General features: G+C 70.1%; 15 protein-coding genes and 4 tRNA genes. 11 read left to right on the top strand and 8 right to left on the bottom strand.

The features are described from left to right. Positions 1 to 20: 20 nt before the first annotated feature. From ACZ5K7_RS17930 to ACZ5K7_RS17915, 4 genes are all read right to left on the bottom strand, one after another. Positions 21 to 3,107, bottom strand: coding sequence for an FG-GAP repeat domain-containing protein (locus ACZ5K7_RS17930; protein WP_468914461.1), 3,087 nt, complete (start codon positions 3,105 to 3,107; stop codon positions 21 to 23). Between the two features lie 201 nt (positions 3,108 to 3,308). Then, complete coding sequence (locus tag ACZ5K7_RS17925; protein ID WP_468914459.1) at positions 3,309 to 5,501, bottom strand: DEAD/DEAH box helicase; 2,193 nt, start codon at positions 5,499 to 5,501, stop codon at positions 3,309 to 3,311. A gap of 299 nt (positions 5,502 to 5,800) precedes the next feature. Continuing rightward, entirely contained in the window at positions 5,801 to 6,325 is a 525-nt protein-coding gene (locus tag ACZ5K7_RS17920) for a hypothetical protein (protein ID WP_351695486.1), read from the bottom strand. Positions 6,326 to 6,469: 144 nt separating this feature from the next. Then, positions 6,470 to 6,823, bottom strand: a complete 354-nt coding sequence (locus tag ACZ5K7_RS17915) for a metallopeptidase family protein (RefSeq protein ID WP_468914457.1) — start codon at positions 6,821 to 6,823, stop codon at positions 6,470 to 6,472. A 105-nt stretch (positions 6,824 to 6,928) separates the two neighbouring features. On the opposite strand from ACZ5K7_RS17915, the gene ACZ5K7_RS17910 reads away from it, so the two are divergent. The 9 genes from ACZ5K7_RS17910 to ACZ5K7_RS17870 all read left to right on the top strand — a co-directional run bounded on the left by ACZ5K7_RS17910 (position 6,929) and on the right by ACZ5K7_RS17870 (position 17,286). Further along, positions 6,929 to 8,473 (top strand): metallophosphoesterase family protein, encoded by a 1,545-nt coding sequence (locus tag ACZ5K7_RS17910; RefSeq protein WP_468914456.1) that lies wholly within the window; start codon positions 6,929 to 6,931, stop codon positions 8,471 to 8,473. A gap of 80 nt (positions 8,474 to 8,553) precedes the next feature. Then, positions 8,554 to 8,626 (top strand) — tRNA-Glu (locus tag ACZ5K7_RS17905). A gap of 37 nt (positions 8,627 to 8,663) precedes the next feature. Further along, positions 8,664 to 8,738, top strand: a tRNA-Asp gene (locus ACZ5K7_RS17900). A 24-nt stretch (positions 8,739 to 8,762) separates the two neighbouring features. After that, positions 8,763 to 8,836: transfer RNA gene (locus tag ACZ5K7_RS17895), tRNA-Phe, on the top strand. Positions 8,837 to 9,196: 360 nt separating this feature from the next. Further along, entirely contained in the window at positions 9,197 to 12,073 is a 2,877-nt protein-coding gene (locus ACZ5K7_RS17890; protein WP_468914454.1) for a PKD domain-containing protein, read from the top strand. Positions 12,074 to 12,145: 72 nt separating this feature from the next. Beyond that, complete coding sequence (locus ACZ5K7_RS17885) at positions 12,146 to 12,457, top strand: hypothetical protein (RefSeq protein ID WP_351695495.1); 312 nt, start codon at positions 12,146 to 12,148, stop codon at positions 12,455 to 12,457. A 121-nt stretch (positions 12,458 to 12,578) separates the two neighbouring features. After that, positions 12,579 to 16,523 carry an ATP-dependent RNA helicase HrpA gene (hrpA, locus tag ACZ5K7_RS17880; RefSeq protein ID WP_468914452.1) on the top strand — a complete coding sequence of 1,315 codons (3,945 nt, stop codon included), beginning with the start codon at positions 12,579 to 12,581 and terminating at the stop codon, positions 16,521 to 16,523. A gap of 93 nt (positions 16,524 to 16,616) precedes the next feature. After that, positions 16,617 to 16,691 (top strand) — tRNA-Asp (locus tag ACZ5K7_RS17875). A 403-nt stretch (positions 16,692 to 17,094) separates the two neighbouring features. Continuing rightward, positions 17,095 to 17,286 carry a DUF6274 family protein gene (locus ACZ5K7_RS17870; RefSeq protein WP_351695499.1) on the top strand — a complete coding sequence of 64 codons (192 nt, stop codon included), beginning with the start codon at positions 17,095 to 17,097 and terminating at the stop codon, positions 17,284 to 17,286. Positions 17,287 to 17,803: 517 nt separating this feature from the next. Here the strand turns inward: ACZ5K7_RS17870 and bldC are convergent. Next, positions 17,804 to 18,010, bottom strand: coding sequence for a developmental transcriptional regulator BldC (bldC, locus tag ACZ5K7_RS17865; RefSeq protein WP_003949541.1), 207 nt, complete (start codon positions 18,008 to 18,010; stop codon positions 17,804 to 17,806). Between the two features lie 607 nt (positions 18,011 to 18,617). Continuing rightward, on the bottom strand, positions 18,618 to 19,460 hold the full coding sequence (locus ACZ5K7_RS17860) for a DUF8083 family protein (RefSeq protein WP_468914450.1): 843 nt from the start codon (positions 19,458 to 19,460) through the stop codon (positions 18,618 to 18,620). Positions 19,461 to 19,693: 233 nt separating this feature from the next. Here ACZ5K7_RS17860 and ACZ5K7_RS17855 point away from each other — a divergent pair, with 233 nt between their 5' ends. Both ACZ5K7_RS17855 and ACZ5K7_RS17850 read left to right on the top strand, forming a co-directional pair. Continuing rightward, the gene (locus tag ACZ5K7_RS17855; RefSeq protein WP_351695503.1) at positions 19,694 to 20,785 is read left to right on the top strand and encodes a Leu/Phe/Val dehydrogenase; all 1,092 of its coding nucleotides are present in this window, start codon (positions 19,694 to 19,696) and stop codon (positions 20,783 to 20,785) included. 300 nt (positions 20,786 to 21,085) lie between these two features. Beyond that, positions 21,086 to 21,346, top strand: coding sequence for a DUF3073 domain-containing protein (locus ACZ5K7_RS17850; RefSeq protein ID WP_351744693.1), 261 nt, complete (start codon positions 21,086 to 21,088; stop codon positions 21,344 to 21,346). Positions 21,347 to 21,432: 86 nt separating this feature from the next. Here the strand turns inward: ACZ5K7_RS17850 and purM are convergent, their stop codons facing one another. Further along, entirely contained in the window at positions 21,433 to 22,530 is a 1,098-nt protein-coding gene (gene purM / locus ACZ5K7_RS17845) for a phosphoribosylformylglycinamidine cyclo-ligase (RefSeq protein WP_351695505.1), read from the bottom strand. A 34-nt stretch (positions 22,531 to 22,564) separates the two neighbouring features. Next, a complete protein-coding gene (gene purF, locus ACZ5K7_RS17840) occupies positions 22,565 to 24,094 on the bottom strand; it encodes an amidophosphoribosyltransferase (protein ID WP_468914448.1) in 1,530 nt (509 codons plus the stop codon). Positions 24,095 to 24,292: the final 198 nt, after the last annotated feature.

Genomic DNA, 24,292 nt, shown 5'->3' with positions numbered 1-24,292 from the left:
ACCCCTCGGAAACAGGGTGCCTAGAAGAGGCCCTTGTAGCCCTGCCAGCCCGTCCCGATCTTCACCCGGGCCGCGAACGTCCCCTTGCCAGTGCCGGTCTGCCGGTACAGGTTGCCCGCGGTGTCCCGCATGACCAGGTCGTTCTTGCCGTCCCCGGTGATGTCCCCGACGCCCACGACCGCGTTGTACGACGCGCCCCACCCGGTGGCGATCTTCACCCGGCCGCCGAAGCCGCCCTTGCCGGTGCCGTAGTACCGGTACAGGTTGTTCGCCTTGTCCTGCGCCAGCAGGTCCCCGACCCCGTCGCCGTTCAGGTCCCCGGCGCCGACGACCTTCTTGTACGTCTTCCAGTTGTCGTACAGCTTCACGCGGGCGGAGAGCTTGCCGGTGCTCGTCGTCTTGTACAGGTACACCGCGCCGGTCGCGGAGTTGCGGGCGATCAGGTCGGGGCGGCCGTCCTTGTTCAGGTCGCCGGGCGAGGTGAGGACGTCGTACTGGTTCCAGCCGCTCGTGCCGAGGCTCCAGGACCCCGTCGACGGGGTGAGTGCCGCGCCGCAGTCGGGCAAGTAGGCGCGCAGCGCACCGCTGGGCAGGCGCACCAGTACATCGTTGCAGCGCTCCTCGTTCAGGTCACCGAACGGCACGGCGACCGTTTTCGTCGACCAGCCGTTCCCGGAGACCTTCCCGGCGAAACCGCCCTTGCCCGTCCCCTTCTGGAAGGTCATCGTGCCCGAGGAGTTGAGCGTGAGCAGATCACCGAAGCCATCGGCGCCCACGTGGTCGTGCTGCACCGGAGTCCCCATCTTGACCCGCACCGAGCCGGTCGCCTGGAGCGGCGCCTCGGCGCCGTCGGCGGGGGTGACGGACAGCGTCCACTCGTACGCCCCGTTCGCCACCGGCACATCCCCGGGCGCCTTCCGGTCCATCGCGGACCAGCCCACCGTCAGCGCGCCTCGCGTCTCACCGCCGTCCGCCGTGTCGACGACCTCGCCGGTCGCCTTGGAACGCACGGTGAGCTTCCAGCCGGACGCCGGCTTCGACAACAGCACGCTCGTCAGCGTGTCCGGCGTCGTGTCGACCGTGCGCGGGGCGACGGTCGTCGCGCTCCGAGCGGGCGAGAGCAGCCGCAGGGGCTGCTGGGGCACCCCGGACGGTACGAGACGCACCTGCTCCCTGGCGTCCACATAGGCCGCGTTGGCGCCGGACTCGTCGACCGTCCAGCGCACGTCCCGCTGCGAGACCCCGGTGTCGGGCAGGTCGCCGATCACCCGGCTGACGGGGGCCCCGTCGGCGACGGTCGTCGACACCAGCTTCCCGGCCGCCTTGTCGTGCGTGACGACATACCCGTCGCCGAGCTTGGCCTCGTCGGCCGGGACGGACACGGACTTCTTCGCCGTACGGTCGTACACCCCGGCCCTGTCCCCGCAGTTCCAGTAGAGCCAGCGGCCCAGCGCCTGGAGTTCGGTGGGCGCGCAGCCGGCATCGGTGGTGATGGTCTCGACCGTCTTCCGCTGCGTCAGGTCGTACGCCGTGACGGTGCCGGGGGTCGCGCCCGGCGTCCACAGCGTGTCCCCGGAGAGGGCGGCGGGGCCGGGGGTGCGGGTGAGAACCGGGGTGAGGCTGCCGCCGACGATCCCGTAGACGGACTGCCGGTCGGACGTCGTGTGGATCAGGTACGTGCCGGAGGCGTCGGTGATCCGTCCGCCGGCCGGGACCTGGGTCTCCCAGTGCTGACGGGGTTCGGCGACCGTGATCCGGTCCGACCCGCTCGCACCGCGCTGGAGCGACGCGACCCGCCCGCCCGGCATGCCGAACAGCTGCGAGCAGCCGAGGTCCGTCTCCGCGCAGGTACCCAGCCGGGTGGTGATCCCGTCGAGCGAGGTGCGCGCCCCGAACGTCGGCGTCCCGGTCGCGGCGACGGTCCGGGCGAAGGCGTCTCGGACTTCGAGGACACTCGCGTCGCCGACGACCAGCGTCCCCTGGTCCAGGGACAGCCCCTGGATCTTGTACGGCGGCTTGGGCAGCGCCTTGACCTGGGTCACCGTCGGCTCGCCGCCCGGACCGGGCTGGATGCGCTGGACCCCCCAGTCGTCCGCGGCGGCGCCGGTACGGCCGACCACCAGGGCACCGCCGTCGGAGGCGGCGGCGACACCGCCGTTCGACGCGGGCAGCAGGGTCCTCGAAGGACCGCCGGCGATCGGCTCGGCGATCACCGCCGTACCGGGCTGGGTCAGCAGCCAGTCGCCGACGACCGCGAGGCCCGTCGCGGGCAGCATGCCGCTACCGCCGAGCGTCACCGCGACCGGGGCGGCGGACAGGTCGGTGCGGGAGTACACCTGGACCGTCGGGTCGTTCGTGTTGAAGAGGACGACATGGGCTGGGGTGACCTGCGCGTTGAGGTAGGCCTTGGCGGTGGGTGGGGTCCACGCCCGCACCTGCCCCGTGTGCCGGTCGACCATGACCGAGGTGTACGACCCGCCGCCGGTCCGTCCGGCGAGGAAGAGCAGCCCGTCCGCGTCGCCGCCCTTGGGCTGCCCGAGCACGTATCCGTCGGGCACCCCGGTCACCGGCACGTCACGCGTGCTGCCGTCGTCCTGCGGAAGCAGCAGATGCATCTCGCGGGTCGCCGTGCCGTTCCCGTCGGGCACCTGCCGGTAGGCGACCGCCAGGTCGGCGTAGGCGGTGAGCAGCGAGAGCCCCTCGGGGGTGTGGATCGTCCGGGTGGTGCCGTCGGCCGCGTTCCACAGGTCGACCCGGCCGTCGGCGTACCTGTACGCGAGGACGTCGCCGCCGGCGGTCGAGTAGCTGGTGTAGCCGGACGGGTGGACCACCGGCACCGAGACGCCGGTGGAGTAGCGCGTCCAGACCAGCCCCGCGCCCTCCAGACTGTGGAACACGCCCTGGTCACCGGCGCCGTCGTGGCCACCGTACGTCGACTTCCCGTAGAGCGCCCCGGACGTGTACGTGCCGCGCAACGTCGGCGGTACGACCGTCTCCTGTGCGGTGTCGGCCGTCGCCGAGGCGGTCGGCAGCAGCGGGCTCAGGGCAGCCGCCAGTACGGCGGTCGCGGCGATGAGGCGCAGGCGAGCAGGGGCATGACGCACCACGAAGAGTCCCTCCCCAGGAACGGAGACGGGTTCGGCACCGGTCACTCCAGCGCCCTCGGCCCCCCGGCCTGCTCACCCGCCACACAAGTGGGCTGATCTTACAGCCGCTTGACAGGTTCGCGCTCAGCCATTCCGGACGCGTCATAGGGAAGGGCCCGTACGACAGTTCGTCGTACGGGCCCTTCCTCAGGTCACTCGGTGTCAGCCGTTGCGCTTCCAGCGCGGCTTGTCGTCGCGGCGGCCGAAGGAACCGGTGCCAGTGCCGGTGCCGGTGCCGCGGTGGTCGTCACGGCGGCCGTAGGGGCGGTCGTGGCCGCCGCTGCGGAAGCCCGGACGGTCGTCTCGGTGGTCACGGTTGAAGGGACGGTCGCTGCCCCGGTGGCCGGACGGACGGTCGTCGCGGCGGAAGCCGCCACGGTCGCCGCCGTCACGGCGGTCGTCCCGGCGGAAACCACCCGAGGGACGGTCGTCACGACGCTCGAAGGAACGGCCACCACGGTCACCGTCACGACGGTCGTCCCGGCGGTCGTCCCGGCGGAAACCACCCGAGGGACGCTCGTCGCGACGCTCGAAGGAACGGCCACCACGGTCACCGTCACGACGGTCGTCCCGGCGGAAGCCACCCGACGGACGGTCGTCGCGGCGGAAGCCGCCACGGTCGCCGCCGTCCCGACGGTCGTCCCGGCGGAAACCACCCGAGGGACGGTCGTCACGACGCTCGAAGGAGCGGCCACCACGGTCACCGTCACGACGGTCGTCCCGGCGGAAGCCGCCCGAGGGACGGTCGTCACGACGGTCGCGGCGCTCGTAGTTGCCCCGCTCGTCACGCTGCTGACGCGGACGCTCGTACGAGGAGGACTCCTGACGGGCCGGCGCCTCGACGGCCGGCTGCTCCGCCACCTCGGCAGCGGCCTCGGCCACGGCAGCGGCCTCGGCCACCGCCGTCTCCGGGTCCTCGCCGCGCTCGCGGGCGGCACGGGCGACCAGACGGTCGGCCTCCTCGCGCAGCTCGGCCGCACGGCGGGTGGCCCGCTCCAGCTCCTTGGTGAGCTGCGTGACCTCGCGCTCGGCCTGCTGCGCCGCGTTGCCCGCGGACTCGGCCTGGACCTCGGTCATCGAACGGGCGCCGGTGATCTCGGCGACCTCGGGCTCGAAGGCCGTACCGGAGTTGATGATGTGACGGCCGGCGTCGACGCCCGCGTCCTCCATCAGCCGGAAGATCTGGCGGCGCTGGTGCGGCAGGGAGAGGGAGACGACGGTTCCGGTACGACCGGCACGCGCCGTACGGCCCGCGCGGTGCAGGTAGTCCTTGTGGTCGCCGGCCGGGTCGACGTTCAGGACCAGGTCGATGCCGTCGACGTGGATGCCGCGGGCGGCGACGTCGGTGGCGACGAGCGCGTTGACGTACCCGTCCTTGAAGTCGGCCAGCGTCCGGGTGCGGGCGCCCTGGGTCATGCCGCCGTGCAGCGCGTCGGCCTTCACACCGGCGTCACGCAGCTGCTCGGCGATCCGGTCGGCGCCCAGCTGGGTGCGGACGAAGATGATCGTGCGGCCCTTGCGGGAGGCGATCGCGGCGGTGACCGGCGCCTTGTCCTTGGGCTTCACGATGAGGATGTGGTGGGACATCGTGGTGACGTTGCCCTGGGCGCTGTCGACCTCGTGGGTGACCGGGTCGGTCAGGTAGCGCTTGACCAGCGTGGAGATCTCGTTCTCCATCGTGGCCGAGAACAGCATGCGCTGGCCGCCGGCCGGGACCTGGTCGAGCAGCTCCGTGACCTCGGGCAGGAAGCCCAGGTCGGACATCTGGTCGGCCTCGTCGAGGACGGCGATCTGCACGTCCTCGAGGGAGCAGGCGCCGCGGTTGATGATGTCGCGGAGACGGCCGGGGGTGGCGACGAGGACGTCGACGCCGCGCTCCAGGGCGTAGATCTGGTTGCCCATGGACGTACCGCCGCAGACGACCTTCATCTTCAGGCCGAGGACGTCGCCGTACGGCTGGAGGGCGTCCGCGACCTGCATGGCCAGCTCACGGGTCGGGGTGAGGATGACGGCGCGGGGCCGCTTCTTCTCGGTACGGCCGCCGGCCAGCGTGGCCAGGGTGGGCAGACCGAAGGAGAGGGTCTTGCCGGAGCCGGTACGGCCACGGCCGAGGATGTCCTTGCCGAGCAGGGCGTCCGGGATGGTCGCGGCCTGGATCGGGAAGGGGGTGGTCACACCGTTCTGCGCGAGCTTGCGCACGACGCCCTCGGGGAGACCGAGGTCGGCGAAGGTGATCTGGGGGGTGTCGGTGGTGGTGTCGGTGGTGTCAGCGGTCTCCTCGGAGACCTGGGTCACCAGCTCGTTGTCCTCGTTGTTCTCGGGCACGACGAACTGATCAGTACTGGACACGGACATGCGAATGCGAAACCTTCCGGAGTCTCTTCGGCACGCGCCCGTCAACTCCGTGATTCGCTCACGACCGCCTCAATGCGGTCCGCCACGGCAAGGGAGAGTACGCGCCACACGGCGCGCTCTGCGGTGGCGCCGGGCAAATGGGATCAAACGATCTACCACCATACGCACCCAACACCCCTCAAGGCAAACCGCCCCCTAAAACCGCAGCTCACACCCCCCACCCCCGCCCTCCGACCACGTCCCCCGGCCGCTTCCTCCGTCGTGGTGAAGGCACCGGTGGGCTGAAGGCCGACGGCCGCCTACGCCGGCGTCCCCGCCTCCGGCGCCGGTTCCCGTTGCACCAGCTGCGGCCCCGTGTCCTCGTGCGCCGACGAGGACGGCTCGGCGGACGGCGGGTCCGTGACCGGCGGTGGTGGTGTCGGCGAATCCGGCGGTGGCGTGGGGGAGGCCGCCGGCGGCGTGGGCGAGGCCGGCGCCCCCGTCGGCCCGGCCGGCACCCCCGGCGCCGCACTCTGCCCCGGCTTCACCGGCACGGTCGGCCCCGCACTCGCGCCCTTCGTCGGCTTGGCGGACGCCGACCCGGACTCCCCCGGCTTCGGCTTCCCCCCATGCCCCCGCTTCCCGTCGCCCACCGCACCGCCGTACCCCGCGCCGCCCGCACCGGACGCCCCGGAACCTCCGTCGGCCTCGCCACCGTCCCGGTGCCCGGCGGAGTGCGACGGCCTGGCCTTCCCCGCGTCGTCCCCGACGTTCACACAGCCGGCGGCGGCCGCGACGGCCATCACGGTGACGGCCAGACGGACGGGTACGTACAAGGGGCGCACGGCGGCCACCTCCGGGGGCGAAGAAAGGAGTCAACCTCCCCAACTCCCGCCGCCCACAAGAGGACACGCAACCGAGGCGTCACCCGCAGCGGGGCATCACCCACGCCCGAGGGCGCACGCCGGACCCGCCGCCCCCGTCACCGGTCACCCATACCCCAGCGCATGCAGCCGCGCGTCGTCGATGCCGAAGTGATGGGCGATCTCGTGCACCACGGTCACCTCCGTCTCCGCGACGACCTCCTCGCGCGACGCGCACATCCGCAGCGTCGGCCCGCGGTAGACGGTGATCCGGTCCGGCAGCACGCCCGCGTACCACTCCCCGCGGTCGGTCAGCGGAGTCCCCTCGTAGAGCCCGAGCAGCTCCGCATCGGACGGATCGTCGGGCTCGTCCTCGACGAACACCGCCACGTTGTCCATCAGCCGGGTCAGCTCCGGCGGGATCCGGTCGAGCGCCTCGGCGACCAGTTCCTCGAACTCCTCGCGCGTCATCTCCAGCACAGACCCATTGTCCGGTACGGAACGCCCGTGCGAGAGTCGCGAGCCCCTGGCATACGGGCCGCACACCGTCGCATACGCGTCGGCAATCCTGGGCATACGGCACCAATGGTCCGCGTCCGAGCCCGTCCCCATGCCCGCCTGCCCGATCTGGAACTCGCCCCCGACGCGCACACGCCGCCCGCCTGGATCCGCGTCCTCGGCCTGATCACCGTCGTACTCGTCGGCGCCTGGCTCGGTCTGCTGGTCGTCGGGAACGTCCGGGCCCAGGTCGGCCCGATGGACACGACGATGACCCTGCGCCCGTCCCTGCACGGCGGTACGAAGATCAACGTCTCCCCGCTGGGCGCCCTCTACCTGGACACCCACACCGGCCCCGTCCGCCTGGACGTCAACGTCGACCAGCTCGACCCGGTCCGCTCCCAGGCGCTGGTCGACCACCCCGAGCGCCTCTCCGACCTCCAGGACGAGGTGGCCCGGGACGTCACGCACGGCACCATCGACGTCGCCGTACGCTCCTGCGCGGCCGTCGTCTGCGGTGCCACCGCCCTCGGCCTCGCCGTCTACCGCCGCCCGCGCCGCGCCCTGACCGCCGGCGGCCTCGCCCTCGCTCTGCTGGCCGGCTCCGGCGTGACCGCGTACGCCACCTGGAACCCCAAGTCGGTCCTGGAACCGAGGTTCTCCGGCCTGCTCTCCTCAGCCCCCGCCCTGGTCGGCAACGCGCGCAGCATCGTCACCGAATTCGACGTCTACCAGAAGGAACTGGCGCGACTGGTGACCAATGTGACGAAGCTGTACGACGCCACCTCCACGCTCCCCGCCTACACGCCGGACCCGACCACCCTGCGCGTCCTGCACGTCTCCGACATCCATCTCAACCCGGCGAGCTGGAAAATCATCGCCTCGCTGGTGGAGCAGTACAAGGTGAACGTGATCGTCGACTCCGGCGACACCATGGACCACGGCACAGCGGCCGAGAACGGCTTCCTGGACCCGATCGCCGATCTGGGCGTGCCGTACGTCTGGGTCCGGGGCAACCACGACTCGGGACTCACCCAGCGCTATCTGTCCCGGATGAAGAACGTGCACGTCCTGGACGACGGCCGGGCCGAGACGATCGCCGGGCTGCGCTTCGCCGGGATCGGCGATCCCCAGTTCACGCCCGACCGCTCGGGCGTGCCGGGCGGGGACGCGGCCGAGGAACAGGCCGGGGACCGTCTGGCCACGGCCCTGCGGGAGCAGCGGGCTGCCGACACCCCGGCGGATGTGGCCATCGTCCACGAACCGACGGCCGCCCGGATGACGGACGGCGAGGTGCCCCTGGTCCTGGCGGGCCATCTCCATCACGAGCAGACCGAGATCCTGCCGCACGGCACCCGCCTTCGGGTGGAGGGCTCCACGGGCGGCAGCGGTCTGCGCGCGGTCGAGGGCAAGTACCCGGACCCCATCGAGGCCTCGGTCCTCTACTTCGACCGCGACACCCGCCGGCTCCAGGCCTGGGACGAGATCAGACTGGGCGGTCTGGGCGAGACGACGGCCGAGGTCAGCCGCCACCTACCGGAAGACGCGTTGCCGGGAGCCACCCCCTCCCCCTCGAAGAGCCCGTCACCCTCAGGAGGCGCACCGGAAACACCGTCGCCCTCGGGGTCGTAAACCGTTTTGGCGATACTCCCCGCCATCCCATATGCTTCTCACGTCCCCGACGCGCTGAGAAGCGCCCAGGCGGGCCGATAGCCCTCATCGTCTAGCGGCCTAGGACGCCGCCCTTTCAAGGCGGTAGCACGGGTTCGAATCCCGTTGGGGGCACGCAAGATCGTGTGCGACACTGTTGCACGCAGAGCTTGGTCCTGTGGAGCAGTTTGGAGTGCTCGCCACCCTGTCAAGGTGGAGGCCGCGGGTTCAAATCCCGTCAGGACCGCTGAGGTTTCACGTGAAACCTCGTGGCTGGGTAGCTCAGTTGGTACGAGCGATCGCCTGAAAAGCGATAGGTCGCCGGTTCGACCCCGGCCCCAGCCACAACAGACAGCCCCTCCGGGATTCCGGAGGGGCTGTTTTCATGCCGCACGGCTTTCATGCCACACGGCCCCGCTGCCACTCCCGGCGCATCAGCCCACGGCGGAGCCGGTCTGGCCGTCGGCCAGGTAGCTGACGGCGCGGAGGGTCACCGCCCCGGCCCACACCGCCATCCCCGACGCGAACGCCCACATCACCAAGCACTGCCCACTCCGTCGGGCTGCGTTTTGAGCAAGACCAGAGCGGAGTATGGCGTTCCTTGGGAGTCGGGCTGCGACCATGACGACCGCATGACAACGCTGAGCTGACCAGCCTCCTCCGGCGTTCTCGTGACCGCACCCGCGAACGCTCCGTGGAGACCACGTGCACAGATCCCGTCCCGCCGTCGGACTGTCCCTCGCCATGATCGTCGTGGCGGGGGTGATGAGCGGCTGGGGGACCGGGCGGGCCGCGGCCGAACCGGGGTCGGGCGGGACGTTGTACGTCGCCCACGACGCGCCGTCGTGCAGTGACAGCGGTACGGGGACGGAGAGCAAACCGTTCTGTTCCGTCCAGGCCGCCGCGGACGTGGTCGAGCCGGGGGACACGGTCCGGATCGTGGGGTCCCCCCTCTCCTCGTACTCGGAGCCGGTGACCCTCACCCGGTCGGGGACCAGCGACAGGCCGATCACGTTCAGCGGGGCGCCCCTCTCCCCGAGCCGTTCGAAGGCGGTGCTCGCCGCGCCCGCCTCCGCACCGGCGTTGACGCTGAAAGGCGTGCACGACGTACGCGTCGAATCGCTGACCTTCAGCGACGAGCACCACTCGGACGTGGTGGCGGTGACCGGGTCCGACCATGTGACCCTCGACCAGCTGACGGTCGACAACGCCGCCCCGACGGTCCCCGTCACCGGGACGGCGATCGGCGTGGACGGCACGTCCTCGGACGTGACCGTGTCACGCAACTCGATCTACCCCAGCACCGCGTACGGCGTGCGGGTGGCGCCGGGAGCGGCCCGGGTCACCGTGACGACCAACGTGATCCTCACGCAGCAGCAGGGCGGCATCGCGGTGTCGGGGGCGGCCGACACGGACGTGACCGGCAACACCGTCTTCGCACCCTGCGCCACCGCCATCTCGCTGGACGGCGGGAGCTCCGGGGTCGTGGAGAACAACGTGGCCATCACCCTCAACTCCATGCAGACCAGGACCTGCCAGGCGCCGACCGCTCCGCTCTACGCGGTGTCGGCCGACGCCACGGGCCAGGTCACCGCCGACTACAACGTGGCGGCGAACGGGGCGTCCTCTTCCGCCCCGGCCCGCACCGAGTACTCCTGGGCCGGCACCTCCTACGCCACCAGCGCGGCGTTCCGGGACGGGACCGGCCAGGGCACGCATGACATCGACGGGATCAACGCGTACGCGGCGACGCCTTCCGAGCACTCCCCCCTGATCGACTCGGCCGACGCCTCCGCGCCCGGCGAGCTCACCACCGACCAGCAGGGGCGGCCCCGGGTCGACGACCTGCTGGTCGACAACACCGGCAACGGCACGGGCCACCCCGACCGGGGCGCCCTGGAACGGCAGGACACCCTCACCATCGCCTCCGGCGACGTTCCGACGCCCCCGAAGGGGCTCGCGCCGCTCGGCATCTCCGTGAAGACCGACGCCACCAGCTCCTGGGGCGCGGCCCTCACCTACTCGGTCGACTTCGGCGACGGCAGCGACCCGGCCACCGGCACGCCCGGCTCCCCGGTCAGCCACACGTACACCACGCCGGGGCTGTACACCACGCGCATCACGTTCACCGAACCCGACGGGACGAGCGCCGAGAAGTCCTACGCCGGGGTGGCGGCGGGTACGGCCACCCCGCCCGCCACCGCCCTGTCCGTCGCCCCGGACACCGCGACCGGGCAGGTCGCCGCCGGGTTCGCGCGGTTCACGGTGCCGGCACCGGCCGACCCGTGGGAGGTCGAGTACCGGACCCTGAGTTTCGGCGACGGCACGCAGGACAACCTGGCCGCCGACGCCCAGGAGCCGACGCAGGCCACGCACCAGTACGCGGCCCCCGGCACCTACACCGCCACCCTGACGCAGACCGACCTGCTCGGCCGGACCACCACCGCCAGGACGACCTTCCACGCCGCCGACGCCTTCGTCGCGATGACCCCGCAGTACGACACCGAGAAGACGATCGCCGCGCACGGCGTCCTGAAGCTCTCGGCGGCCACGCTGCGGGCCGACTCCGACGGCGTGGACGCGGCGCAGCTCCAGCTCGTCACCAGCAACGCGAAGGCGAGCGGCACGCTCACCCTCTACACCCACGGCACCACCCGCCCGGGCACCGCCGCCATCGCCTTCGAGCCGGGCCGTAAGGCCACCGCCGAGACCACGGTGAAGGTCACCCCGACCGGTTCGGTCGACCTCTACAACGGCAGTTCCGGCGCGGTCACGGTCAACGTCGCGACGGTCGGCCTCCAGTCCCACGCCCAGTACGCCGACACCTACCACCCGGTCACCCCGGCCCGCCTGCTCGACACCCGCACCGGCACCGGCGGCACGCGGGCTCCGGTCGCCGGCGGCCACTCGCTCACCCTGCCGGTCGGCGGCACCCACGGCGTCCCGGCGAACGCGACGGCCGTGGTCCTCGACGTCACGGCCACCACCACCAAGGCATCCGGCGACCTCACCGTCGCCACGCACAGCACCAACGACTCCGTCGTGACCGGCCCCTACTGGACCACCGGCCAGACCGCCACCACCCAGGTCGTGATCCCCGTGTACGACGGCAAGGTCGTCCTGCACAACGACAGCAAGGCGTCGGCGAACCTCGTGGCGGACCTCGTCGGCTGGTACGGCACCACCGCGAACGGTTCGGAGTTCCTGCCTGTGACCCCGGCCCGCATCCTCAACACCCGTACCGGAACCGGCACCGGCAAGGTCGCCAAGATCGCCGCTCACGCCACCCTCAGGCTCAAGGTCACCGGCGCCCACGGCGTCCCCGCGACCGGAGTCACCGCCGTCGACCTGAACCTCACGGTGCCCTCCCCGTCCGGCAACGGCTACCTCGTCGCCTACCCCGACGGCACCGCGCGCCCCGGCGTCTACTCGCTGAACTTCGCCAAGGGACACAGCACGGCCAACCGCGCGCTGGTCAAGGTCGGCACCGACGGCGAGATCGACCTCTACAACGCCGGCACCGGCCCGGTGGACGTCTATGCCGACGTACTGGGCGATTACGACGTCTTCCCGGCGGGCTGACCTGATCTCCTTGGCCGCGGGGCCGCTCGGCGCTAGGTTCTGGCGGGTCGACACGTCGTCAGGGTGGGGAAGATGAGCCGGGACCAGGACATACAGCTGGAGAAGGACCGTGCGAGATACGGCCTGCTCGCCGTCGTCATCAGCAACCTCGCGATCGCCGGAGTCGCGGCCTTCGGAGTCTGGCGGCTGAACGGCAACACGTCGGTGATCATCGGCGTACTCTCCGCCGCCTTCACCGCCGTGAGCAGCATGACCACGGCATACCTGGGCATCAAGGCGGTGTCCAACACAGCGAAGTCGATGGCCGCCTCCGCGGCCGCCCAGCCGACTCCGGCCGCACCCACCACTACGCCCACCACCACACCCGCCCAGCGCACCCAGTAGCCGATCGCGGGCCGCCCGAACCACCGCCCTGCCGGTGGAACCAGGGGGACAACCCCGGCCGAACCGCCGGAGGCAAAAGCGTTCGCCACGAATTTCCCCGAGGTGAGATCCTGGACCGCGTATGTCTACGCATCCCGCCCCCGCCCTCGGCGCTCTCGCCCCCCGTCTGACCGAGCTTTCGCTGCGCGACGCGCACCGGCTCGGGCGCAGGCTGGAAGGCGCACGCAAGATCCGTAAACCGGAGGCCCGGGCCGCCGTCCTCGCGGAGATCGAGGCCGAGGTGGCCAGGGCCGAGGAACGGATGGCCGGCCGACGCGCCGTCGTGCCCGCCGTCTCGTACCCCGAGCAGCTGCCCGTCAGTCAGAAGAAGGACGAGATCGCGGAGGCGATACGCGATCACCAGGTCGTGATCGTCGCCGGCGAGACCGGGTCCGGGAAGACCACGCAGATCCCGAAGATCTGTCTGGAGCTCGGGCGCGGTGTCCGGGGAATGATCGGGCACACCCAGCCCCGCCGGATCGCCGCCCGCACCGTCGCCGAGCGGGTCGCCGAGGAGCTGCGCACGCCCCTCGGGGAGGCCGTCGGCTGGAAGGTCCGCTTCACCGACCAGGTGAACCCGGACGCCACCTTCGTCAAGCTGATGACGGACGGCATCCTGCTCGCCGAGATCCAGACCGACCGCGAGCTGCGCGCCTACGACACGATCATCATCGACGAGGCCCACGAGCGGTCCCTCAACATCGACTTCCTGCTCGGCTACCTGGCCCAGCTGCTGCCCAAGCGGCCGGATCTGAAGGTGGTCATCACCTCCGCGACCATCGACCCCGAGCGGTTCTCCCGGCACTTCGGGGACGCCCCGATCGTCGAGGTCAGCGGCCGGACGTACCCCGTGGAGGTGCGCTACCGGCCGCTCCTCGAAGAGGACGCCGAGGACGCCGACCGCGACCAGATCACCGCGATCTGCGACGCGGTCGAGGAGCTCCAGGGCGAGGGCAAGGGCGACATCCTCGTCTTCCTCTCCGGAGAGCGCGAGATCCGGGACACCGCGGACGCGCTGGAAAAGAAGAACTACCGGTTCACCGAGGTACTGCCGCTGTACGCCCGGCTCTCGCACGCCGAGCAGCATCGCGTCTTCCAGCCGCACACCGGTCGCAGGATCGTTCTGGCGACCAACGTCGCCGAGACCTCGCTGACCGTCCCCGGGATCAAGTACGTCATCGACCCCGGCTTCGCCCGGATCAGCCGCTACAGCCACCGCACCAAGGTGCAGCGGCTGCCCATCGAACCGATCAGCCAGGCCAGCGCCAACCAGCGCAAGGGCCGCTGCGGCCGCACGTCCGACGGCATCTGCATCCGGCTGTACGACGAGGACGACTTCCTCGCCCGTCCGGAGTTCACCGACGCCGAGATCCTCCGGACCAACCTCGCCTCCGTCATTCTCCAGATGACCGCCGCCGGGCTCGGCGACATCGAGAAGTTCCCCTTCATCGACCCGCCGGACCACCGCAACATCCGGGACGGTGTGCAGCTGCTCCAGGAGCTGGGCGCGATCGACCCGGCCGAGAAGGACCCGCGCAAGCGGCTCACCGACACCGGCCGCAAGCTCGCCCAGCTGCCGGTCGACCCGCGGCTCGCCCGCATGGTCCTGGAGGCCGACAAGAACGGCTGTGTCCGCGAGGTCATGGTCATCGCCGCCGCGCTCTCCATCCAGGACCCGCGCGAACGCCCCGCCGACAAACAGACCCAGGCCGACCAGCAGCACGCCCGCTTCCGCGACGAGACCAGCGACTTCCTCGCCTTCCTCAACCTGTGGAGATACGTCCGCGAGCAGCAGCGCGAACGCGGCTCGTCCTCCTTCCGGCGCATGTGCAAGCAGGAGTTCCTGAACTTCCTGCGCATCCGGGAGTGGCAGGACATCTACACCCAGCTGCGCACGGTCGCCAAGCAGATGGGCATCCACCTCAACGAGGAGGACGCCGCCGGCGACCGCGTCCATGTCTCGCTGCTCGCGGGTCTGCTGTCCCACATCGGCATGAAGGACGTGAAGGACGGCGCGAAGAACGAGTACCTGGGCGCCCGCAGCGCCAAGTTCGCGATCTTCCCCGGCTCGGCGCTCTTCAAAAAGACTCCCCGGTTTGTGATGTCGGCCGAGCTGGTGGAGACCTCGCGCCTCTGGGCCCGGGTCAACGCCAAGATCGAGCCCGAATGGGTCGAACCCCTCGCCGAGCATCTCCTGAAGCGGACGTACAGCGAACCGCACTGGGAGAAGGACCAGGTTGCCGTACTGGCGTTCGAGAAGGTCACGCTGTACGGCGTACCGATCGTCGCCCAGCGGAAGGTCAACTACGGCCGGATCGACCCGGAGACCAGCCGCGAGCTTTTCATTCGCAACGCACTGGTCGAGGGCGACTGGCGGACCCACCACAAGTTCTTCGCCGACAACCGCAGACTCCTCAGCGAGGTCGAGGAGCTGGAGCACCGGGCCCGGCGCCGGGACATCGTCGTGGACGACGACACGCTCTTCGACTTCTACGACCAACGGGTGCCCGAACACGTCGTCTCCGGCGCCCACTTCGACTCCTGGTGGAAGCACAAGCGTCACGAGCAGCCGGAGTACCTCGACTTCGAGCGGGAGATGCTGATCCGGGAGTCGGCGGAGGCGGTCACCAAGGCCGACTATCCGGACTCCTGGCGGCAGGGGCAGCTCAAGTTCCGGGTGACGTACCAGTTCGAGCCGGGCGCGGACGCCGACGGCGTGACCCTCCACATCCCGCTCCAGGTCCTCAACCAGGTCAGGGACGAGGGCTTCGACTGGCAGATCCCGGGCCTCAGGGAAGAGGTCGTCACGGAGCTGATCCGGTCCCTGCCCAAGCCCATCCGCCGCAACTACGTCCCGGCACCGAACTTCGCCAAGCGCTTCCTGGACACGGCGGTCCCCCTTCAGGAGCCCCTCACCACGACCATGGCCCGCGAGCTGAAGCGGATGGTCGGGGTGCCCTTCGAGGCCGAGGACTTCGACTGGGCGAAGCTGCCGGACCATCTGAAGATCACCTTCCGGATCGTCGACGAGCGGCGCCGGAAGCTGGCCGAGGACAAGGACCTGGAGGCGCTGAAGCTCCGGCTGAAGCCGAAGGCCCGTCAGGCCATCTCGCAGGCCGCCGCGGCCACCGCGGAGCGCGAGGGCGGCGAGTCGCTGGAGCGCAAGGGGCTCACGGACTGGTCGATCGGCGCGCTCACGCGCGTCTTCGAGACCCGTCGGGCCGGCCAGCCGGTGAAGGCGTACCCGGCGCTCGTCGACGACGGCGACACGGTCTCGGTCCGCCTCTTCGACACCGAGGAGGAGCAGGCCGAGGCGATGTGGAAGGGCACGCGCAGGCTGATCCTGCGCAACATCCCGGTCAATCCCGCGAAGTTCGCCTCGGAAAAGCTCACCAACGCGCAGAAGCTGGCGCTGTCCGCGAACCCGCACGGCACGATCCAGGCCCTGTTCGACGACTGCGCGATGGCGGCGGCGGACAAGCTGATCGGTGACTTCGGGGGGCCGGCGTGGGACGAGGAGTCGTACCGGAAGCTGTACGACAAGGTGCGCGCGGAGATCGTCGACACGACGGTCCGCACGGTCGGGCAGGTGCAGCAGGTGCTGGCCGCCTGGCAGGCCTGTGAGCGCCGCCTGAAGGCCGTACGGAGCCCTGCGCTGCTGGCAAACCTGACGGACATCCGCAAACAGCTGGACGCCCTGGTGAAGCCGGGCTTCGTGACGTGGGCGGGTATACGAAGGCTTCCCGACCTGATGCGCTATCTGGTGGCCGCCGACCGGCGCCTCCAGCAGATGCCGGCCAACGTCCAGCGGGACACCACCCGGATGGAGAAGGTCCACGAGATGCAGGACGAGTACGCCTGGCTCCTGGAGCAGCTCCCCAAGGGGCGGCCGGTGCCGCAGCAGGTGCTGGACATCCGCTGGATGCTGGAGGAGCTGCGGGTCAGCTACTTCGCGCACGCGCTGGGCACGGCGTATCCGATCTCCGACAAGCGGATCGTGAAGGCGATCGACTCGGCAGTACCGTAACCGACCGGGCACGCTGCGTGAGTTCGACCAGGACCCTCACCCTCCTGTACAGTCCTTCTCGCAGCACAGCGCAGACAAAGTGCCGCAAAACCTGGTCCTGTGGAGCAGTTTGGAGTGCTCGCCACCCTGTCAAGGTGGAGGCCGCGGGTTCAAATCCCGTCAGGACCGCATCATGTCGAGGCCCGCGTCCCCCCAGGGGAAGCGGGCCTCTCGCATGTCACCCCGACCACCCCGTGGCGCAGCCGCGGTCGGATGCGGCGAATCCCGTCAGGACCGCACAACGAAAAGGACCGCGCCCCGGAGGGAAGCGGGCCTTCTTTCTGCGCTCCCTGGCCCCAGGGGGCGCCCCCGCCGCCGTCGCGACAGCGAGCCACCACCGCGGTGCCCAACCTCCGGCATCCAACACGGCGGTGCCGGACCGGTGGTACCCGCCACGACGGTGCCTGACCGGTGGTATCGGGCCTGCCGGCTGATGGCCGGGCAGCGGGGGTCGGCTCTTGACGGGGTCACATTCGGTCGGTACCCAGAAGACAGGACTCGCTTCCCCTCGGCCCCCTTCTGGAGGTGGCGTATGGCGGCTTCGGTGCGGCATGAGACGCGAGCCCTGCTACGGGCCCATCTGGCGGCCGCCTCGTCGTACCGGCATGTGACCCGGCACTGCCCGGTCTGCCATCGGCTGCTGCGGCTGGCCATGGACTCCGCCCCGTACTCCACGGAGGCCCCCGAGGACGCCACGGAGGACGAAGACCCCGTCGGCGCGTGAGAGGCGCCGCCGGGCCCAACGGCCGTTCCTCCGTGGGGCGGTGGAGCCTCCGGCCCCTTTAGCGCACCCGCCCCAGTACAAACAACCCGTGCGGTATGTGACGGGAGTCACCGCATAAGTTCCTGAAACAACGGTACTTACACCTCTCCTACAACAAGTCAATTTAATATGTGCAATTGCACCACCCTGAGACACCTCCCGCAGCCCGCCCGCGCCCTCCCCCCAGGCCTCCCTCGGGGCGCATCCACAGCAGATCCGACAGGCCTCCCCAGACTCCGACAAGGCTGCTCAGGGACCGGTCGGCCACGGTCGATCAAGCCCCATGGACGCACAAAAAAGATCGCGCTGGACCCGGCGGAGTCCAGCGCGATCTACGACGCACCCTGTGTCGCTGCCTGAGAAGTTCTGTCGGCCTGGGCGTGGGCCCTGTTGGGGCAGGTCCCGCGTCGCTCGGAGCTAGGGTTCGGGGCGTGTCGGCCAGTTGGGGGACCGGTCGGTTTGCCCGCTATTCAGTTGGTCAGGCCTCGCTGCGCTGCTGCGGAATACCCGCCAGCAGTGCGCGGACCTCAGCCTCGCGGTAGCGTCGATGTCCGCCCAGCGTGCGGATCGACGTGAGCTTGCCGGCCTTCGCCCACCGCGTGACCGTCTTGGGGTCGACACGGAACATGGTGGCGACCTCAGCCGGGGTCAGCAGCGGCTCGGCATCAGGGGTGCGAGCGGTCATGAGCGGCCTCCTCGGGAGAACCGAACCTTCTCGGTTCTTTCCTCTAAATTCTGCACCTTGACCCGCGTTGCCCGAAATGGCGGACGCGAGTCGAGTCGGTTATAGGACGAACGGCTTGTCCTCGGCACTACAACTACACCATCCGTCCAGCCGCGTCGGCCAAACCGATGGAATTGCCCTCCCAGGTAGTCATCAGCCGCGGAAGCCGATGGACCATGCCATAGCGGACAGTCACGCCACTGTGACGATCAGTCACATGGCGATCAGGAGTCGTCAGACCCCCCAAAGCAAGTGCAATGCTGAGATTCCGCCCACAGTGCACCACAAGTGGACGGAAGGAGCCCTCCCCGGACTCCTTGTCCTATTTTGGCACGAGGAGTGGCAAGAGGCGCAAGAGCCGTGTAAGTGCGGTCCGTCACCCTTGACGCAAAAGCCCGGATCGGGACCTACGTCCCGTGCGTTCACTGAAGTGCCGTCAACGTACGTTGTTTCATGCCATCTGGGCCGTGATGCACATCACTCAGCACTCACACGTCACCGAGGTGTCATCCGACTGTCACACCATCACATGACCCGACACTCAGTACGGAGCAGTCGGCATCGGTACTCAGTTCGCGGACCGCCGGTCCCGCACCGACCGCCACCGCTCCACCAGCCGCCCGTACGCCTCACCGGCCGCGGCCCCGTCGCCCTGCCGCAGCGCCTCGATGCCGGCCGCCACGTCGGCCGCCGAATGGTCGTCCTCCAGGTCACCCGCCGGCAGGGCGTGCACCAGGCCGGCGTAGTCCAGCTCGACCAGCGAACGCGGATGGAAATCCTCCAGCCAGCGTCCGACGTCCACCAGGCCGTCGATCAGCGGCCCTTCGTCGATGGTGTCCTTGAGCGTGCGCAGCGCCCGGGCCACCCGGCGCCGGGCCTGCACCATCGGCGTGCGGTAGCGCAGCATCGGCGGGATATCGCCGGTGCCCTTCTCGTACCGGCGCTCCTCGTCGGAGACCAGCACGAACCAGTTCAGCGGCACCTGCCAGGTCGCGGTACGGATCCAGGGCCGGGAGTCGGGGTTGCGGGCCAGCCACCGCTCGTAGTCCATCGCGGCCTGCCGGCGGACCACCGGGGGCAGCATCGCGTCCAGGACCGTGTTCGGCAGTTCGTCGGACAGCTCCTGCAAGGCCTGCCAGCCGCGCAGCCGGGTCCGCCACGGGCACACGCACACGACACCGTCGGCCTCCAGGACGAAAGCGTCAGCGCTCTCCTGCACCGGCACCGGGATCGGCGGGGTGGGCAGCAAGTCGGCCAGCGCGCGCCGGAGTTCGTCCTGATAGGAGGGCCGGTCGGGGCGGCGGGCGTAGCGCGTCCAGTAGCCGCGCTCGGGCTCCGGGAAGGCGGCCAACGGCTCGTACACACGCAAGTAGGTCGCGTAGGGGACGACCACCGAGGACACCTTGGGCACGCCTGCTCCCTCCCCATCGGACCGGGCTCGAAACCAGCGGAACCCACTACGGAGCAGCCGCGAAACCACAGCAAATCGTCCCACGCTCATACGTGCACACGCGGCGCGGGAGAGTGATCCTGAACACGGCGCGGATGGTGGACGGGCAATAGCTCTACGCTCATGCCAAGCTCCCGCCACCTGTACGGGAGCCCCCGTCTCCACCCGCCGCGACACAACCGGGAGTCACCACAGTGACCGACGTTTCCACCGGCGTCCTGCACACCCTGTTCCACTCGGACCAGGGCGGTCACGAGCAGGTCGTGCTCTGCCAGGACCGCAAGAGCGGCCTCAAGGCCGTCATCGCCATCCACTCCACCGCGCTGGGCCCCGCCCTCGGCGGCACCCGCTTCTACCCGTACGCGAACGAGGAGGAGGCCGTCGCCGACGCCCTCAACCTCGCGCGCGGGATGTCGTACAAGAACGCCATGGCCGGTCTGGACCACGGCGGCGGCAAGGCCGTGATCATCGGGGACCCCGAGCGCGACAAGAGCGAGGAGCTGCTGCTCGCCTACGGGCGGTTCGTGGCCTCGCTCGGCGGCCGGTACGTCACCGCCTGCGATGTCGGCACGTACGTCGCCGACATGGACGTCGTGGCCCGCGAGTGCCGCTGGACCACCGGCCGTTCCCCGGAGAACGGCGGCGCCGGCGACTCCTCCGTGCTCACCGCGTACGGCGTCTACCAGGGCATGCGGGCCAGCGCCCAGCACCTGTGGGGCGACCCCTCGCTGCGCGACCGCACCGTCGGCATCGCGGGCGTCGGCAAGGTCGGCCACCACCTGGTGGAGCACCTGCTGGAGGAGGGCGCCCGAGTCGTGATCACCGACGTGCGCCGGGAGGCCGTCGGCCGGATCTCCGACCGGCACCCCCTGGTCCAGGTCGCCGCCGACACCGAGGCGCTGATCCGCGTCGAGGGCCTCGACATCTACGCGCCCTGCGCGCTCGGCGGCGCGCTGAACGACGCCTCCGTGCCGGCGCTGACCGCCGAGGTGGTGTGCGGGGCGGCCAACAACCAGCTCGCCCACCCCGGCGTCGAGAAGGACCTCGCCGACCGCGGGATCCTCTACGCGCCGGACTACGTGGTGAACGCCGGCGGGGTCATCCAGGTCGCCGACGAGCTGCACGGGTTCGACTTCGACCGGTGCAAGGCCAAGGCGGCGAAGATCTTCGACACCACGCTGGCCATATTCGCTCGTGCGAAGGACGACGGAATTCCGCCTGCCGCGGCGGCCGACCGGATCGCCGAACAGCGGATGCACGAAGCGGCAACAGCGGGTGGACGCTGACCGAACGCCGGGTTTCCGCACGGATTTCCGGTACCCGCCGACGGGCAGTTGGAGAGAACTCTCACGTTCGTCGGCGGGTCGCCCGCCAGGAAGTGGTTAAAATCGTCGTTGACCAGCGGGGACGGGGCGCCCCGCGGGTCGTGCAGCCAGGCGCGTGGTGCGGGCGACGTACCGTATGGGCGCGGGCTCAGGTACCGTGGAAGCCCTACGGACCGGTCTCTCCGAGGAGAGCCCGTTCCGGATCATGAACGCGTGTCAGACTCTGGGGCCGTCGAGCCCCGTCACCGAGGGGGTCGAGCCATGGGGCGCGGCCGGGCCAAGGCCAAGCAGACGAAGGTCGCCCGCCAGCTGAAGTACAACAGCGGTGGGACTGACCTGTCACGTCTGGCCAGCGAGCTGGGCGCTTCGACCTCGAACCAGCCGCCGAATGGCGAGCCGTTCGAGGACGACGACGAGGACGACGACCCGTACGCCCAGTACGCGGATCTCTATAACGACGATGACGACGAGGACGAGGACGACCAGTCCGGCCCCCAGTCTCAACATCGTCGCGGTGCGTAATGCCCGCGGCTGCTTAGCCGTTCACTGACCCGGTCCGGGGTTCTGCCGCCGGACCGGGTTTTGTGCTGGCCTCGCGGCCGGTAGGCCTATGCGTAGTCGCCGACCAGCTCCGCGCCGGTGGTGTGCTCGCCGCGCTCGGTGATCTCGCCGGCCACCCATGCGTCGACCCCGCGGTCGGCCAGTGTGGCCAGCGCCACATCCACCGATTCCTGCGGGACCATCGCGATCATGCCGACGCCCATGTTGAGCGTCTTCTCCAGTTCGAGCCGCTCGACGTTGCCGGTCCGGCCGACCAGGTCGAAGATCGCACCCGGCGTCCAGGTGGCCCGGTCGACGGTCGCGTGCAGGTGGTCGGGGATGACCCGGGCCAGGTTCGCGGCGAGTCCACCGCCGGTCACATGGCTGAAGGCGTGCACCTCGGCGGTGCGGATCAGGGCCAGGCAGTCCAGCGAGTAGATCTTGGTCGGCTCCAGGAGTTCCTCGCCGAGGGTGCGGCCGAGTTCCTCGACGTGCGCGTCGAGCGCGAGTCCCGCCTGGTTCAGCAGAACATGCCGGACCAGGGAGTACCCGTTGGAGTGAAGCCCGGAGGACGCCATGGCGATCACCGCGTCACCCGTACGGATACGATCCGCGCCGAGCAGCCGGTCGGCCTCCACCACGCCCGTACCGGCGCCGGCCACGTCGAAGTCGTCCGCGCCGAGGAGGCCCGGGTGTTCCGCGGTCTCGCCGCCCACCAGGGCGCAGCCGGCCAGCACACAGCCCTCGGCGATGCCCTTGACGATCGCGGCGACCCGCTCGGGGTGGACCTTGCCGACGCAGATGTAGTCGGTCATGAAGAGCGGCTCGGCGCCGCACACCACGATGTCGTCCATGACCATGGCGACCAGGTCGTGGCCGATGGTGTCGTACACGCCCAACTGCCGGGCGATGTCGACCTTGGTGCCCACGCCGTCCGTGGCGGAGGCGAGCAGCGGGCGCTCGTAGTGCTTGAGGGCGGAGGCGTCGAAGAGGCCGGCGAAACCGCCGAGGCCGCCGAGGACCTCGGGACGCCGCGTCTTCTTCACCCACTCCTTCATCAACTCGACGGCGCGGTCGCCCGCCTCGATATCGACACCGGCAGCCGCGTAGGAAGCACCGGGAACAGCACCCGTCGCCGGAGGCGACTGATTGTCTGCAGCAGACATTGCCTGGGATCTTTCGGGTTGGTTGCTACGGGGCTTACGGGCGACGGATCGCGTCGGCCGCGGCCGTGGCTGCCGGACCGGCGGCCAGTTCGGTCTCCAGGAGCTGCTTGCCCAGCAGCTCGGGGTCCGGAAGTTCCATCGGGTACTCGCCGTCGAAGCAGGCACGGCAGAGGTTCGGCTTGGCGATGGTGGTCGCCTCGATCATGCCGTCGATGGAGATGTAGGCCAGGGAGTCGGCGCCGAGCGAGGTGCCGATCTCGTCGATGGTCATGCCGTTGGCGATGAGCTCGGCGCGGGTGGCGAAGTCGATGCCGAAGAAGCAGGGCCACTTCACGGGCGGCGAGGAGATCCGGATGTGGACCTCGGCCGCGCCCGCCTCGCGGAGCATGCGCACCAGCGCCCGCTGGGTGTTGCCGCGCACGATCGAGTCGTCGACGACGACCAGCCGCTTGCCCCTGATGACTTCCTTCAGCGGGTTCAGCTTCAGACGGATGCCGAGCTGCCGGATGGTCTGCGAGGGCTGGATGAAGGTCCGGCCGACATAGGCGTTCTTGACCAGACCGTTGCCGAACGGGATGCCGGAGGCCTCCGCGTAGCCGACGGCGGCGGGAGTGCCGGACTCCGGGGTCGCTATCACCAGATCGGCGTCGACCGGGGCTTCCTTGGCCAGCTTCCGGCCCATCTCCACGCGGGAGAGGTAGACGTTCCGCCCGGCGATGTCGGTGTCGGGGCGGGCCAGGTACACGTATTCGAAGACACAGCCCTTGGGCTTCGCATCCGCGAATCGCGAGGTGCGCAGGCCGTTCTCGTCGATGGCGACGAACTCGCCCGGCTCGATCTCGCGCACGTAGCTGGCGCCGCAGATGTCGAGGGCGGCGGACTCGGAGGCGATGACCCAGCCGCGCTCAAGGCGGCCGAGGACCAGCGGGCGGATGCCCTGCGGGTCACGGGCGGCGTAGAGGGTGCCCTCGTCCATGAAGACGAGGGAGAAGGCGCCCCGGACCTTCGGCAGGACCGCGTGTGCGGCCTCCTCGATGGTCAGCGGCTTGCCGTCGGTGTCGACCTGGGCCGCGAGGAGCGCGGTGAGCAGGTCGGTGTCGTTGGTGGCGGCGACCCGGGTGGACCGGCCGTGGGTGTCCTTCGGGAGGTCGGCGACCATCTCGGCGAGCTGCGCCGTGTTGACGAGGTTGCCGTTGTGGCCGAGCGCGATCGAGCCGTGCGCGGTGGCACGGAACGTCGGCTGGGCGTTCTCCCAGACGGAGGCGCCGGTGGTCGAGTAGCGGGCGTGACCGACCGCGATATGACCCTGGAGCGAGCTGAGGGAGGTCTCGTCGAAGACCTGGGAGACGAGCCCCATGTCCTTGAAGACGAGGATCTGGGAGCCGTTGCTGACCGCGATTCCCGCGGATTCCTGGCCCCGATGCTGGAGGGCGTACAGCCCGAAGTACGTGAGCTTGGCGACCTCTTCGCCCGGAGCCCAGACACCGAAGACGCCGCAAGCGTCCTGGGGGCCCTTCTCACCGGGGAGCAGATCGTGATTGAGGAGACCGTCACCACGTGGCACGGCACCGAGTGTAGGCGAGATCGACCACTGGTCCGAATTGGGGATACCCGGCCGTAATGGATCTACGACCGCGGACGCGTTGGTGGCTTTCTCCATTTCCGCTGGTCAACGCGGTGGGAGGATTCTCCAGCCGAGGCACGTTCGTGCGGACCGGTGCCCGCGCAACCCCCTCACACCGTATCTCTGAGTGAGGTGTCG

The organism is Streptomyces sp. NPDC031497 (assembly GCF_055580905.1).
Note: the sequence above shows the minus strand (reverse complement) of the source record. Positions and strands in the feature narration are given on the sequence as shown.